The 14394-nt window shown below is 72.4% G+C and carries 15 protein-coding genes; 8 read left to right on the plus strand and 7 right to left on the minus strand.

The features are described 5' to 3' along the window. Positions 1-10 precede the first annotated feature (10 nt). Positions 11-679: a TetR/AcrR family transcriptional regulator gene (locus DSY14_RS12780; RefSeq protein WP_211716745.1), complete on the plus strand. Its 669-nt coding sequence runs from the start codon at positions 11-13 to the stop codon at positions 677-679. A gap of 4 nt (positions 680-683) precedes the next feature. On the opposite strand, the gene DSY14_RS12785 is transcribed toward DSY14_RS12780, so the two are convergent. Beyond that, entirely contained in the window at positions 684-1265 is a 582-nt protein-coding gene (locus DSY14_RS12785) for a TetR/AcrR family transcriptional regulator (RefSeq protein WP_211716746.1), read from the minus strand. Between the two features lie 63 nt (positions 1266-1328). Between DSY14_RS12785 and DSY14_RS12790 the strand changes: the two genes are divergently transcribed. The 4 genes from DSY14_RS12790 to DSY14_RS12805 all read left to right on the plus strand — a co-directional run bounded on the left by DSY14_RS12790 (position 1329) and on the right by DSY14_RS12805 (position 5495). Further along, positions 1329-2570: an MFS transporter gene (locus DSY14_RS12790; protein WP_211716747.1), complete on the plus strand. Its 1242-nt coding sequence runs from the start codon at positions 1329-1331 to the stop codon at positions 2568-2570. 306 nt (positions 2571-2876) lie between these two features. Beyond that, positions 2877-4127: a histidine kinase gene (locus DSY14_RS12795; protein ID WP_307851205.1), complete on the plus strand. Its 1251-nt coding sequence runs from the start codon at positions 2877-2879 to the stop codon at positions 4125-4127. Beyond that, positions 4127-4822 (plus strand): response regulator transcription factor, encoded by a 696-nt coding sequence (locus DSY14_RS12800; RefSeq protein WP_211716748.1) that lies wholly within the window; start codon positions 4127-4129, stop codon positions 4820-4822. The genes DSY14_RS12795 and DSY14_RS12800 overlap by 1 nt, the downstream gene beginning before the upstream one ends. A 226-nt stretch (positions 4823-5048) precedes the next feature. After that, positions 5049-5495 carry a carboxymuconolactone decarboxylase family protein gene (locus DSY14_RS12805; protein WP_211716749.1) on the plus strand — a complete coding sequence of 149 codons (447 nt, stop codon included), beginning with the start codon at positions 5049-5051 and terminating at the stop codon, positions 5493-5495. Between the two features lie 196 nt (positions 5496-5691). Here the strand turns inward: DSY14_RS12805 and DSY14_RS12810 are convergent, their stop codons facing one another. The 3 genes from DSY14_RS12810 to DSY14_RS12820 form a co-directional block, all read right to left on the minus strand. After that, positions 5692-6756, minus strand: coding sequence for a hypothetical protein (locus tag DSY14_RS12810; protein WP_249187787.1), 1065 nt, complete (start codon positions 6754-6756; stop codon positions 5692-5694). Positions 6757-7005: 249 nt separating this feature from the next. Continuing rightward, complete coding sequence (locus DSY14_RS12815; protein ID WP_211716751.1) at positions 7006-8112, minus strand: hypothetical protein; 1107 nt, start codon at positions 8110-8112, stop codon at positions 7006-7008. A 264-nt stretch (positions 8113-8376) separates the two neighbouring features. Beyond that, entirely contained in the window at positions 8377-8880 is a 504-nt protein-coding gene (locus DSY14_RS12820; RefSeq protein ID WP_211716752.1) for a hypothetical protein, read from the minus strand. Positions 8881-9097: 217 nt separating this feature from the next. On the opposite strand from DSY14_RS12820, the gene DSY14_RS12825 reads away from it, so the two are divergent. From DSY14_RS12825 to DSY14_RS12835, 3 genes are read left to right on the plus strand one after another with little or no spacing between them, the layout of a single operon-like run. Then, positions 9098-9613: a helix-turn-helix transcriptional regulator gene (locus tag DSY14_RS12825; protein ID WP_211716753.1), complete on the plus strand. Its 516-nt coding sequence runs from the start codon at positions 9098-9100 to the stop codon at positions 9611-9613. 43 nt (positions 9614-9656) lie between these two features. Then, entirely contained in the window at positions 9657-10721 is a 1065-nt protein-coding gene (locus tag DSY14_RS12830) for a serine hydrolase domain-containing protein (RefSeq protein WP_211716754.1), read from the plus strand. Continuing rightward, the gene (locus DSY14_RS12835; protein ID WP_211716755.1) at positions 10718-11110 is read left to right on the plus strand and encodes a hypothetical protein; all 393 of its coding nucleotides are present in this window, start codon (positions 10718-10720) and stop codon (positions 11108-11110) included. Before DSY14_RS12830 ends, DSY14_RS12835 begins: the two co-directional genes overlap by 4 nt. A 12-nt stretch (positions 11111-11122) precedes the next feature. On the opposite strand, the gene DSY14_RS12840 is transcribed toward DSY14_RS12835, so the two are convergent. The 3 genes from DSY14_RS12840 to DSY14_RS12850 are packed head-to-tail and all read right to left on the minus strand — an operon-like array spanning position 11123 to position 14272. Then, positions 11123-12037: a carbohydrate ABC transporter permease gene (locus DSY14_RS12840; protein ID WP_211716756.1), complete on the minus strand. Its 915-nt coding sequence runs from the start codon at positions 12035-12037 to the stop codon at positions 11123-11125. Position 12038: 1 nt separating this feature from the next. After that, a complete protein-coding gene (locus DSY14_RS12845; protein WP_211716757.1) occupies positions 12039-12986 on the minus strand; it encodes a carbohydrate ABC transporter permease in 948 nt (315 codons plus the stop codon). Further along, a complete protein-coding gene (locus tag DSY14_RS12850) occupies positions 12986-14272 on the minus strand; it encodes an extracellular solute-binding protein (RefSeq protein ID WP_307851206.1) in 1287 nt (428 codons plus the stop codon). Before DSY14_RS12850 ends, DSY14_RS12845 begins: the two co-directional genes overlap by 1 nt. Between the last annotated feature and the right edge of the window lie 122 nt (positions 14273-14394).

Consider the following 14394-nt stretch of genomic DNA (forward strand, 5'->3'; position numbering starts at 1 on the left):
GAGCCTTTCCGTGGCCCGACCCAAGACCCCGATCCTGAGCAAACCGGCCATCCGGGGGGCCGCGCTCGCTCTCATCGACCGGGACGGTCTGGAGAGACTCTCCATGCGCAGGCTCGCCCAGGAGTTGGACGTCCAAGCCGCCTCGCTGTACAGCCACTACCGGACCAAGGAGGAGCTCCTCAGCGACGTCGCCAACGAGGTCACCGCCCACATCGACGTCACCGAGTTCCGGGGCGGCGACTGGCGGGCCGGGCTGCTCGCGTGGGCCCGTTCCTATCGGTCCGCGCTGGCCGAGCACCCGAACCTCCTGCCGGTCATCGCCTCCGGTCCGGGGCGTCGGGAGGAGGCGCTGCGCCGTGCCGACGCCGTCCACGGGGGGCTGGTCGGGGCCGGGTGGCCGCCGCGCTACGCCACGATGATCGGTGCCTCCACCAAGTACCTGGTGGTGGGCGCCGCCACCAACTCCTTCGCCCGCGGGTTCGACGACGACGTGCGGGTCTACCAGGACCGCTATCCGAACCTGTCGCAGGCCCATCGCTTGGCCGAGGTCGCGGCGGAGATCGACGAGGACAGCTTCGAGCTGGCGCTGAACGCGTTCCTCGACGGGCTGGCCCCGGTGTTCGCGAGGGTCCGGGTCCCGGAGTCGGGCCCTGAAGACGAAGGCCCCGCCGAGGGCTGAACGCTCAGGTGCGCACCGGCACCCGGGCGTCGATCCACGCGCACAGGTCGTCGAGGGCCGCCTCCACGCGCTCACGGTCGCCGGTGACGAGGAGGTCGGTCTGGAGTCCGGAGAACCCCGCGTTCAGCAGGGTGGCCGAGCGCAGTGCGCCGTCGCTCGGGGCGCCCCGCAGGACCAGGCAGGAGGCGACGAACTCCGCCCGCCCGCGGACGAACCCGACACCGGAGGCGGGGAGGCGGTCGGCGGCGGCGAGTCCTTCGATCTCCCGGATGAGCCGGGTCATGGCGCGTTCGTCGTCGAGGGTGCGCCGCCAGGCGGCGCGGACGATGTCGCCCACCGGGATCGCGGGATCCTCCCACCCCTCGGTGTCGCGCAGGGCGTGGTGCTGGCGTTCGTCGAGGCGTTCCAGGACCGCCGTGACCAGGGCCTCCCGGTCGGCGAAGTGGTGGGTGAGCACGCGGGTGCTCCGTCCCAGGCCCTGGGCCAGGCCGCGCAGCGTGAACCCGGTGACCCCGGTGCGCGCGAGCTGGTCGATGACGGAGTCGAGTACCTCACGGCGTCGTGCGGGATCGGCCTTGCGGGGCATGGGCACCTCCTGGCCCCACACTCTGGCACACGCCATTAGGGTAACGAATGTTACCTTTATTCGGTGCGCCCACCACCCCTCTGGCTCCTCGCCCTGACCCTGGCCGCGTTCACCGTGCAGACCGACGACTTCGTCATCCTCGGTGTCCTGCCCGCCCTCGCCGCCGACATGGGTGTGTCCGAGGCGGCGGCCGGTCAACTCGTGACCGTGTACTCCCTCGTCTACGCGGTCGCGGCGCCACTGTGGGCGCTCGCCCTGGCCCGGGTGCCCCGACGCGGCGCCCTGGTGGTCGCCCTGGGGGTGTTCGTCCTGGCCAACCTGGCGGTTCCGGCGGTGGACGACCACTCCGCGCTCCTGACGCTCCGGGTCGTCGCCGCCCTGGCCGCCGCCGTGGTGCTGCCTGTGGCCCTGGCGGTGGCGAGTACCGAGGCGCCCACGGGTCGACGCGGTCGGTACCTGGCCACGGTGATGACCGGGCTCACCGGTGCGGTGTTGGTGGGCGTGCCCGCCGGAACCTGGATCGGCGCGGTGGCCGACTGGCAGGCCACCTTCGTGACCTGCGGACTGCTGGGCCTGCTCGCCCTGGTGCTGGTGGCGTGCACACTGCCCGCGACCTCATCCGCGCCTCAGGAGGTCGGGGCGCGTCCGCCGCGCGGTCTCCGACCCGACCCCGTGGTGCTCGCGCTGTTGCTGGTCACCGTGCTCGTGGTGGCGGGCAACCTGGGCTTTCAGACCTACCTCGCGCCCTTCCTGGCGGGACTGGCCGACGTCGGTCCCCGGAGCCTGGCCGTGCTGCTGGTGGTCTCCGGCGTCGGCGGGCTGGTGGGCACCCGGTACGCCGGAGCGTTGGTGGACCGGATCGGGGCCCGCCGCGGGTTCCTCCTGGCCTGTGGTGTCTTCTGCCTGACGATGGTGGTGCTGGCGCTGGCGTGGCCGCTCGCCCCGGTCCCGGTCGTGGCGGTCGCGATCGCGCTGGTGTGCTGGTCCGCGGCGGCCTGGGCGGTCCCGCCCACCCTCCAGGCGCTGCTGCTGGACCGGGTCGCCCCCGCGGCGGCGACCTGGTCGCTGGCGATCCTCAGCAGCGCGGTGTACGTCGGAGCCGCCCTGGGCGGTGCGGTGGGCGGGCTGGCCGTCGCCCACGGTGCGGGCCTGGTCCCCCTCGTCGCGGCCGTGGTCGCCGCCACGGGTCTGGCCCTCGCGGTGGTGCTCCCCGGAGGCGGGCGCGCCGACCCCGAGGGCGCTCCGGACAGCCGTCCGCGCGGGCCGGAGCACGGGGGACCGGGCCGGAACCGGTCGGACCGATGACGGCGCCGGTGTCCCGGACCCGGTCCCACCGCAGGTCCGGCGCATCGTGCCCGGTCGCGGGGCCGGCCGTCGGACGGGCCCCTTCCATCGCGGATCCGGGTGACGGCCCTCCGCGGGCGGCACCCCGGCCCGCGCCGGGTGGCCCGGCCCCTCGGCCGAACGGACACCGCCGATCGGTCGAGCGGACATCTGCGCCGGCCGAACAGCCGTGATCATCGGCCACCTGATCGAGGCCCGCCGACGGTCGATCGGTCTACCCTGGTGTGGACATGCGCAGCACAGTGTGAAAAGCGTGAGGGGGAAGGCGTGGAAGCCGGGCGCCGTGGTCGTCGCGACGTGGTCGTGGACCTCCTTCTCATCGGATTCGCGGTGGTCTGTGGTCTGATGAGTTTCTCCAGCTACGGGAACGACCTGCATCCCGTCGACAGAGTGCCCGCGTGGGTGCTGTGGCTGGACCTGGCTTGTCTGCCCGTCGGCTGCGTCGCTCTGTGGTGGCGCCGCGCGCACCCCCTCGCGTTGGCCGTGGGCGTCACGCTGGTCTCGACGTTCGCCGTGTCCGTCATCGGGGTGCTGCTGGTCTCGCTGATCTCGTTGGCGGTCTACCGCCCCTTTCCACGGGCCGCCCTGGTCACGCTGCTGGCCATCGTGCTCTCCCTGCCCTGGGTGCTGCTGATCCCGCCGTCCCCGGTCGACTCGTTCGTCACCATGGTGTCGATCGTCGTGATGCTCAGTGCCTGTCTGGCCTGGGGGGTCGCGATCCGGTCCCGCCGCAGCCTGGTCGAGCGGCTCCGTGAGGACGTGCGGCGCGAGCGGCAGGTGCACGAGGAACGTCTGGGCGCCGCCCGGGTCGAGGAGCGTCGCCGGATCGCCCGGGAGATGCACGATGTCATCGCCCATCGCATGTCCCTGTTGTCCGTGCACGCCGGTGCGCTGGCCTATCGCACCGAACGGGCCGAGATCGGTCGGGCCGCCCCACTGGAGCCCGCAGAGGTGGGGTCGGCGGTGCGCGTGATCCAGGAGAACGCCCACCGGGTCCTGGACGAGCTCGGTGACATCCTCAACGTGCTGCGCTCCGGTGACCTGGCGGGGGAGGACACCGGAGAGGACCGGTCGACCCCGCAACCACGTCTGGAGGACCTGCCCCGGTTGGTGCGGGAGGCCGTCGACGCCGGGGAGCGGGTCACGTGCGACCTCGACCTGCCGGAGGAGGGCGGACCCCGCGAGCAGGTCCAGCGGACCGCCTACCGCGTGGTGCAGGAGGGACTCACCAACACCCGCAAACACGCCCCCGGCGCGAAGGTCGAGGTCACCGTGGCCGGAGGCCCGGGACGCGACCTGGAGGTCGTGGTGAGCAACGTCCTGCCGGTGGGGAGAGCGGCGCGGGAGGTCCCCGGCGCCGGGGTCGGCCTGGCCGGGCTGGCCGAGCGTGTGCGTCTGGACGGGGGCGCCTTGGAGCACGGGGCCGCACAGGGGCGGTTCCGGCTGGTCGCCACCCTGCCCTGGCCGGCCGAACCGTCGGCCGAGACCACCGAGAACGAACGTCGGAAGGTGACGTAGTGGCGGCCAACGACCCAATCCGTGTCCTGCTCGTGGACGACGACCCCCTCGTCCGCTCCGGGCTGCGCATGATGCTGTCCGGGGACGGCGACATCACGGTGGTGGGGGAGGCCGCGGACGGGGCCGACGTGCGCGACGCCGTCGCCGAGCACCGACCCGAAGTGGTCCTGATGGACGTGCGCATGCCCGTGATGGACGGGATCGCCGCCACCGAGGAGTTGCGGTCGGGCGACGGCGACGGCGTCGGTCCTCAGGTGCTCGTCCTCACCACGTTCGACGCCGACGCCACCGTGGCCCGGGCCCTGCGCGCGGGGGCCGCCGGATACCTGCTCAAGCACACCGAGCCCGCGCGGATCGTGGAGGCGGTGCGCAGGGCCGCCACGGGGGAGCCGGTCCTGTCACCCAGCGTGGCGCGCGCCCTGATGGACCGCGTGGCCGGCCAAGACCCGACCGAGCGCTCCGAGACGCCCGACCGCCGGGCCCGTGCCAGGGCCCGGCTCGCGTTGCTCACCGACCGGGAGCGGGAGGTGGCCGAGGCGGTAACGGCCGGGCTCTCCAACGCCGAGATCGCCGACCGTCTGTACATGTCGATGGGCACGGTCAAGGCGCACGTGTCCAGTGCCCTCACCAAGCTGGACCTGACCGGACGCATCCAACTGGCGCTGCTCACCCACGACGCCCGGAGCACGGACTAGACGTGTCGCACCGCGCGGGTGACCTCGTGCGCGGGCGTCGGGAGGTACCCGGGCGGTACCGGGCGAGCCCCCACGCCCGGCACGTTCCCGGCTCATCGAGGGGGCCGTGCGCCACGAGCCGCGGCGGGCGGGCCCGGTGCGCACGGGCCGTCCCGGCCGCGCCGCCCGCGGGGCCGGAACGTAGCATCGGCTCCGACAGCGACGTTCGACCGAGGAGGCCGTACCCATGACCGAGGACCGCGTGGTCTGGGCCAAGAAGGTTCCACAGGTCTACAAGAAGCTGGACGAGATCGACCACGTCATCGCCGAACACCTCGACGTCACCCTGCTCGAACTGGTCAAACTGCGATCCTCGGTCCTCAACGGCTGTGCGTTCTGCGTGGACCTGCACACCCGACGGGCCCTCAAGGAGGGCGAGACCGAGCAGCGCCTGTTCCTGGTGTCCACCTGGTACGAGGCGGGCGACATCTTCACCCCTCGGGAACGCGCCGCCCTGGCCCTCACCGACGAGATGACCCGGCTGGGCGAGCACGGGGTGTCCGACGCGACCTACGCCGCGACGGCCGAGCACTTCGACGAGACCGAGATCGCCGCGTTGATGTCCGCCATCGCGATGATCAACCTCTACAACCGGCTGGCCGTGACCAGCCGGCTGCACACCAAGAAGCGCTGAGCCCCACCCCGTGTCCGTGCTCGACCACGGACACCGGGGTGCGGGGAGGTCGCCCCTCGGGCGCGGCCGGCCTCCCCGCACCGCCCGATCTCCTCACCCCGCCCGACCTCCTCGCCCGGGGCCGTCGCGTGGCCGGAGCCGGGAGAGTCGAGAGCGCGCGATCGGCCCGCCCCACGATCCTGGCCCTGGTGCGTGGCTAGCCGTGTGGGGTCGACCGCGCGGCCGTGCCGGCGGCGTGGGCGGCGCGCAGCATAGCGTCCAGGTCGGTGCGGACCCCCGGGCCGGTGAGCACCTGGGGGACCACGGTGCGCAGTCCGCCGGTGGCCAGGGTGGACAGCGACCGTCGTGCGGCCGACGGCGGTGCGACGAGGTCGGCCGTGGGCAGCGGCGCCCACACGGCCACGGCGGTGGCCGTCAGCCACAGTTCGTGGAGCAGCCCGAACCCGAGTGCCTCCTCCGACCGCCGGCCTTCCTCGGTGGCCAGCCACGTCTCCAGCGCCTCCACCACCACGGCGTGCGCCACCCCGGTCTCGGCCAGCGAGGCGCGCACCCGGCCGACGTGATGGAGGTGGCGGTGGTGTGCGGTGTCCCAGCGCACGGCGGCGGCGCGGGCCCGCCGCCAACTCACGAAAGGGATCAGCTCCGGGGCCCGCAACACCCGTGTGGAGGGCGGTGGGTCGCCCTTCTCCCCGAGCAGCACCGACCGGCGCACCCCCATCCGGTGGGCGTTGCCGACCAGGCTCACGTCACCGTCGTGCTCGACCAGGTTGGGCACGGTGACCAGGGCCGAGCGGCCGACACGTTCGAGGAAGCGGGCCAGGGCCTCGTCGTCGGGTTCGTCCTCCCGGCCCGCCGGATCCACCGTGGCCACCAGTTCCCGTGCGATGCCCGCGGGCAGCAGGAGCCCCACGGTGGGCACGTAGCGGTCCACGCACGAGGCCAGACCGTACCCGCCCAACGCCCCCCACCGCGCCATGGTGGCGGTGGCCGATCCCCACTCGCAGAACAGGCTCAGGGGGTCGTCGGGACGCGCCGCCACCAGGGTGGACAGCGCCTCGACCATGCCGGGACACGGCTCGGCGTCGTCCTGTAGAACCAGGTGGTGGGTGGCCTGCGGGTGCAGGGCGGCCCAGGCGGCCAGGGAGGTGCGCAACGTGGAGGGCGGCGCCTGCGGTCGGGGGTCCACGACCACGGTCGGAGCGAGTTCGGGCAGGGCCGCGGCGAGACGGTGGGCCGCCTCGGCGCGGCGCGGGTGGGTCATGACCGCGCAGGAGATCCGTACGTTCGTGGTTCGTGCGGTGCCGTCGTGCACGCGGGGCGGTTCCTCACATCGGATGGAAGGTGCGTGGTCGGGGTGTTCGGGTGGCGTGCGAGCACAGGTCACGCTCTCGGCCGTCCTGACCGGTGCGTCCGGTGCGTCCGGGGCGTCACCGCCGACTCCGGTGGGGCCCCGGGTGGCGCCGGCTCGGGCCGAAGACACGGCCGGCCGCGGGCCCGGCGGTCCGGGTGGTCACAGCTCCTCGGGTGGGACCCGGCAGTGTTCTGCCCCGTGTTCGAGGGCGCCCAGGGTCATCGCCACGACCCGGGCGCGGTGTTCGGCCAGCCGGTCGACGTCGACGAACGTGCGCAGCGCCCCCGGCACCAGGGAGGCCAGGGCGCGCTCCACCGCCGGTTCGTCGGTGCGGGAACGCAGCGCGCTCACGGTGCCCGGCCAACGCGTCTCCAGGATCGCCCCGTCGGCCACCGCGGTGTGCCACACGGAGGTCAGGTACGGCTCCGGGATCACCCCGGACAGACCGCCGTGGTGCGCCTTCAACGCCGTGGCCAGGTCCTCGTGCGTGGCGCCCCACCCGGCGAGGACCGCGTCCAGCGGCCTGTGGGCCTCGGGGACGTCGTGATCCAGGTCGACCAGGACCGGGGTACCGAGGTTCCATCGCAGGAACGGCAGGGCGCGCGGTGGGTCCAACACCCCGCCCGTACGCTCCACGGCGGAGAAACAGACCGACCGTCGCGCACCGTGCTCGTCATTGCCGACCAGGCTGGGGTGGTCCTCGTGCTCCACCGGGTTGGGCACCGCGGCCAGCGGGGTGATCCCGCGTTCGCGCATGAACCGCAGCACCGCCCGATCGTCCGGCAGGCCCGCGAGCTCCTCCTGCTCCAGGAACCGCCCCAGTTCCACGGAGAGCGCCCGTGGCAGGGCGAGCGCGACCGTGGGCACATAGGGGTTGACCACCGGGACCGCGCCGACCCCGGTGTACACCGCCCAACGGGCCAGAACGGCGGTGCGCGAGCCCCACTCGACGAACAGGGACACGGGCGCCTCGGGATGGGCGGCCAGGATGCGTTCCACGGAGGCGGCGAATCCGTCGGCGAGGCGCACGTCGTCCTGGAGCACCACGTGGTGGTCGGTGTCGTGCGCGGAGGCCGCCCCGAAGGCGACACGGGCACTGCGCAGGGCGGTGGGCGGGCCCTCGGGTTCGGGATCGGTCGCCACGGTCACGTGGGTCAGGCCGGTGGCGTTCGCGATCCGCGCCGCCTGCGCGGTGCGGTCGGGGTGGGTCATCACGGCGGCGGACACGGCGGAACGCGGCGCGGATGCGCGGTGGCTGGGGGTCATGCCCCGCAGTCTAGTTTCTCCGCGCCTCCCCGGAGAGATGTCCACAGGCGCTCCGGGGGCCAGGTCTGGCCCGTCCACCCGTGCGTCGTGCCTGTTCGTGGCGTCGCGCTCGTCGTAGGCCCCGAGGCCCCCACGTCGCGGACCCCGCTCCGGGAACCCCGGGCGCACTCCGACCCCGGTCGCACGGAGACCCGCCCACCGCGACGACCGCCCCGCTCCGCGGTGGCGGAACGGGGCGGTCGCGGTCCCGGGTCGAGGGCGCGGTCAACCGGTGGACTGCGAGCGCCGGCTGCCCTGCTCCGGCGACTCGGTGGGGCGCGGGGCGGCGGTGGGCTTCTCGTGGGCGGCGCTGTAGCCGGCCCGGTAGACGGCGGTCGCGCCGTTGTTCCCGTCACCGACCGCGGACGGCCATCCGGCCGTGAGCCCGTAGATGACCAGGATGTCGATGGCGATGACGATGGCCGACCACAGCGGCATGGCGATGAGGAAGGCCAACTGGGCGAGCGCGTTCACGGACGCCAGGATGATGCCGAAGACCCTGGCCCAGGTGCGACCGGACAGGACCGCCGCGCCGGCGGCGATCATCAGCACACCCCACACTCCCAGGAGCAGGCCCCAGCCCTCGTACCCCAGGACGAGCATCTGCGACTCGGAGGCCAGGAAGAAGACGGGTGTGAGGATCGCGGTGAGCGCCTGGATGATGTTGATGGCACCGATGACGATGAGCAGAGTGCAGACGAAGTACTGCCACCCGTTGGCTGGGCGCATGGGGAACTCCTAACCGGTCTTTCGGCGGGCCGCGTAGGCCGAGGAGGACGGGACCTCGTGTGAGCACGGGAGGGCGGCCACCACGTTCACCCCTCCATCATGGAATAGGTGACGTAAGGGTGGCGGAACCGGTCGTTCCGGATCCGGCAAAGTCGTTCCACCGGAGCGTCGGTGACCCGTTCTTACGTAATAACGTAAAGGCGGGTAGGCTGGGCTCGTGAGTGACAGATCCACCGAAGAACGCCTGGCCGACCTGGAGGCCAGGATCGCCGAACTCGAACAGCGCTCCGAGCACGTCCCCCGGCCCTCGGCCGCCACCCCCGGGGACGGCGCTCTCTGGGTGCTGGAGGGGATCAGACAGCAGGGGTCGCCGGGGGGATCGGTGGTCTACGCGGGTCACCTCGACGGCGAGGAGGGTCCCGTCGAGTGGCAGTACGGTCTGGGCGCCGAGGACCTCACGGGCCTGGACTGGGCCGAACTGGCCACGACCCTGGACGCCCTGGGCAACCCCGTGCGGCTCAGCATCCTGCGGGCCGTGTGGTCCGGTGTCTCCACCGTCGCCGAGCTCAAGGAACAGGAGGGGTTCGGCACCACCGGTCAGATCTACCACCACGTCAACCTGTTGGCCGCCGCGGGCTGGCTCACCACCCGCCGTCGCGGCCATTACGTCGTCCCCATCGATCGCCGGGTGCCCCTTCTGGTGATCCTCGCCGCCGCGAAGGGCTCCCTCTGAGCCCCCGCGGCACCGTCGGCACCCGAGCGAAAGGCGGACACCCATGCGCCGACGTCTCCGATCCGTGCTCGCCGTCACCGTCGCGGCCCCGGTGCTGGTCGCGGGGGTCGCCCTCGCACCCGAACACCCGACCCTGGCGGAGCGGGCCACCGGCGACCGGGAACTCATCGAACGCGCCCGCCCCCTGCTGAGCGAGGACCCCCGCTCCTCGGCCGTCGTGGTCCGGGTCGAGGGGGACCGGACCACCGTCGCCCGCTTCGGCTCCGACACCGACACCGTGTACCCGATCGCCTCCATCACCAAGACGATGACCGGGATGCTCCTGGCCGAGGCGATCGAGCGCGGGGAGGTCACCGAGGACACCGAACTCGGCACGTTGGTGGACCTGGGGGACGCACCCGCCGCCTCCGTCACCCTCGCCGAACTCGCCGGCCACCGTTCCGGGGTGCCGAACCACCCCTCCGGCGTGGTCACGAACGTGCGCATGGCCCTGCGATCGCTCCGCGGCCACGACCCCTACGACGGCGACCCCGACACGATCGTCGCCCACGCGGCCGACGTCGAACTCTCCGGCCGCGGCGAATTCACCTACTCCAACCTGGGGTTCTCCGTGCTGGGGCTGGCCCTGGCCGAGACGGCGGGCATCGACTACGCCGCGCTCGTGCGCGCACGCCTCCTGGTCCCCCTGGGGATGGAGGACACGCTGATTCCCGCCTCCGTCGCCGAGCTGCCCGACGACGCCGTCCCGGGGTTCGGGCTCACCGGGCGACCGGTCGCCCCCTTCACCGGCACGGGATGGGCCGCGTCGGGGGCGGTCCACTCCACCGGGGACGACATGGGCCGGTTCGCCTCGGCCCTGCTGTCCGGCGACGCGCCCGGAGCCGGCGCCATGGAGCCCCGGTGGGCGGACGAGGGTGAGGCCGAGGGGCTGGGCTGGGCGATCACCGATCACGACGGCACCGCCGTCACCTGGCACAACGGTCTGGGTGGCGGCTTCGCCTCCATGATCGCGCTGGACCGGGAGGCCGAACGCGCGGTCGTCGTGCTCGCCGACGGCCCGATCGGGGTGGAGGACGTCGCCCGTCGACTGCTTCTGGAGGCACCGTGATCGACACCGTGATCCGGATGTCGGTCTGGGCCCTCGCCACACTCACCGTCGTGTGCTCGGCGGGGAGTCTGGCCCTGGCCGCCCGGGGTGCGGGTCGGCGGCGCCTGCGGGACCGGTGGGACGGACTCCACCGGGCCGTCGTCCTCGTGTTCGCCGGTTTCCTGTGCCTGGTCGTCGTCCAGTGGACGACGCTCCCCGTCGCGCTCTGGTACCCCACCCCACTGGCGGTGGCCGGGGCCCTGGCCGCGACGGCCGCGCGATGGCCCGACCTGCCGTGGTCGGATCCGGTGGAGGACGGTGGCGGGGCACGGGCGGCCCGAGGGCGCCGTCGCAGCGCCCTGGTCACCGGCGCCGTGCTCGCCGCCACCGTCTGCTTCTTCCTGCTGTGAGGGTCGGGGCCCTCACTTACCGGTGATGCCCGTGGTGGCCACGCTGCTCACGATCTGTCGCTGGAACAGCATGAACACGATCACCATGGGCGCGGCGGCGACCATCGACGCCGCCAGCTGGGAGGCGTAGAACGTCCCGTACGAGTCCAGGATGTTCGGGATGCCCACCGGCAGGGTCATCAGCGCCGGGTCCGTGGTGATGATGAACGGCCACAGGTAGTTGTTCCAGGCGGAGATGAACACGAAGATCGCCGCCGCGGCGAGGATCGGTCGCGACAACGGCAGGATCACCGAGGTGAACAACCGCCAGTACGACGCCCCGTCCATCCGTGCCGCCTCGTCCAGTTCACGCGGCACCGCGTCGAAGAAACGCTTGAGCACGAACACGATGATCGGCGCCACCAGCTGCGGCAGGATCACGGCGGTGTAGGTGTCGACCAGGTCCAACGTCACCATCTGTTGGAACAACGGCACGATGAGCAGCTGCGGCGGCACCACGATCGCCGCGACCGTCAGCACCATCAGCGCTGCGCGTCCCCGGAACTCCATGCGCGACATCGCGAAGGCCGCCGGTGCGGCCACGACCAGTGTGAACAGGGTGACCAGCACGGCGATGAGCAGACTGTTGAACATCCACATCTGCACGTTGCCCGCCGCGAACAGGTTCCGGTACTGCTCCAGCGTGAACCCGGACTCGGGGAACAGGGTCAGCGGCAGCGAGACCGCGTCCCCCTCCGACTTGAACGAGGTGGCCAGACCCCACAGCATGGGGGCCAGCCAGAGGGCCGCGAGCACCACCAGGGCTGTGAGGGCCGCGATACGGGGTCCACGTCCTCCGCCCAGCACCAGGTCACGCTGGCGGGCGCGGTCCCGGGCCTGCGCGGCCCGCGTGGCCCGACGATCCGCGAGTACGTTCTGTGTCGCCATGTCAGCCCTTCCTCCGCGCACTGATCCACAACTGCAGTCCGGCGATGACGAGGACGATCGCCAGGAACAGGTAGGACACCGCCGCGCCGTACCCGAACCGGTAGCCGGTGAAGCCCACGTCGTAGATGTAGAGCAGCAGCGAACGGGTCGAGTCCCCCGGGCCGCCGGCGGTGAGCAGGTAGATCTGGTCGAAGACCTTCATCGATGCCAGGACCTGCAGCAACAGCACGACCACGGTGGTCCCGCGCAACTGCGGGAGGGTGACGTACCACAACCGCGCCCAGGCGCCCGCGCCGTCCAGTGCCGCGGCCTCGTAGAGGTGGTCGGGGATCGACTGCAGGGCCGCCAGGTACAGCAGGAAGTTGAACCCGACCGTCCACCACAGCGTGGTGAGCGCGACCGACCACATCGCCACGCCCTCGTCGGTCAGCCATCCCAGACCCTCCATGCCGAGGAAACCCAACGCGCTGTTGAACAGCCCGAAGTCCTCCACGTACAGGAAGTCCCACACCAGGGCGACGGTGGCCACCGGCAGGAGGAACGGCAGGAAGAACGACAGCCGCCACATCCACTGGCCGGGCAGGCCGGTGTGCACGAGCACGGCCATGGTCAGCGCGACCACCACCAGGGGGACGGTGGTCATGAGGGTGAAGAGGAAGGTGTTGCCGAGCGTGCGCCACACCATCGGGTCGCCCAGCGCCTCGGTGTAGTTGTCCGCCCCGACGAACGCCCCACCCGCGCCGTTGAGCGCGATGTCGGTGAAGCTCATCCACAGACCGCTCAGCAGCGGCCAGCCGAGGAACAGCGCGTAGACCAGCAGGAAGGGCAGCAGGAAGACCAGGGGCGAGTCGACCGTGCGTCGCCGCAAGCGGGTCCCGACGCCGGGTGGGGTCGTGGTCGGTGCCGCGCCGGAACGCGGACGTGCGGTGGCGTCGGTGGGGGCGCTCATCACGCACCTCCGGGGTTCGTGCGGGTCGCCCAGGACTCCAGGGCGCCGGCGAGCTCGTCCACCGCGGCCTCGGGGCCGCTTCCGGTGAGCGCCGTGCGCAGGGCCTCGCTCACGTCCGTGTGGAACTGGGAGCCGGCCCCCGCGAACCACACCTCCGGGTCGAGCACCGGGGTCTCACCGGCGCTCGCGTAGTCCGACTGCGGGCTCAACGCCTGATACTCCGGGGACTCCGCGATGGGGGAGTAGGCCGGGATGTGACCGGCCTCGCCCCAGGTCAGACTGTTGCGCACCATGAGCGCCACGAACTCGTGGGCGGCGCGCACCCGCTCGGGGTCCGGGTCGCCCTGCCGGGGCAGGACGAAGGCGTGCGAGTCGGCGTAGGAACCGGGGTGGTCGAACACCGTGGGGAACGGTGCTGCGCCCAGGTTCTCGACGTGATCCAGCAGGTAGGGCAGTTCCCACTCACCGCAGATGAGCATGCCCGAACGTCCGGCGGCGAAGGCCGCCAACGCGGTCCGGTACGTCATGTTCGCCTCGGAGGTCTGCCCGTCGAGGAGTTCGGCGAGGAAGCCGTACACCCGCAGCGCCGCGTCGCGGTCGAACTCCATGGGTCCGCCCTCGGGCAGGTCCAGGGGCGCGCCGAGCTGGTTGTACAGCATCCAGAACAGCCGCCACCCCTGGGAGTCGTCGTTGACGTGCCCGTAGGTGATCCCGCTGCCGCCACCGGCCTCGGCCAGCGCCCGGGAGGCCGCGAGGAACCCCTCGGGCGAGTCCATCCCGGTCAGCCGCCCGTCGCCGTCGAGCAACCCGGCCCGGTCGGCCACCTCGGTGTCGTAGAACATGATGACCGGGTGGGTGTCCAGCGGGATCGCGTACGTGGCTCCGTCGTGGATCCCGCGTTCCCACAGGTCGGGGACGAAGTCCTCGGGGGTGACCCCGAACTCCGCCAGCAGGTCCAGGTCGAAGGGTTCCAGCAACCCGCCGGGAGCGTAGCCGGGCAGCCGGGACAGGTGCAGCACGGCGGTCTCGGGGGCGCGCCCGCCGACGGAGGCCACCGCCAGTTTCGTGTAGTACGGCGGCCCCCACGCCAACGTGCTGGGGGTGACCGACAGGTGCGGCGCCTGTTCGCGCACCGCGTCCAGCATGGTCTCCACCCTGGCGCCGTCACCGCCCTGGAACAGGCTCCAGAAACGGACCTCCGGTCCGTCGCCCCCGCCGGAGCCGGGGGCACAGCCGGAGGCGCCGAGGGCCGAACCCAGGGCGAGTGCGCCGGCGCCCAGAAGCACGTGGCGACGCGATGGTGGTGGAGCCGATCCGGCCGATGGCCGGGGTCGTCGAGGCGTGGGGGACATCGTCGGCCTCCTTGAGGATGTCCAGGGGGGATGGGATCGAAGGGTGGGAGCGGGGG

The sequence above is a fragment of the Nocardiopsis sp. MG754419 genome, from assembly GCF_018207095.1.
Classification (GTDB): Bacteria; Actinomycetota; Actinomycetes; order Streptosporangiales; family Streptosporangiaceae; genus Nocardiopsis.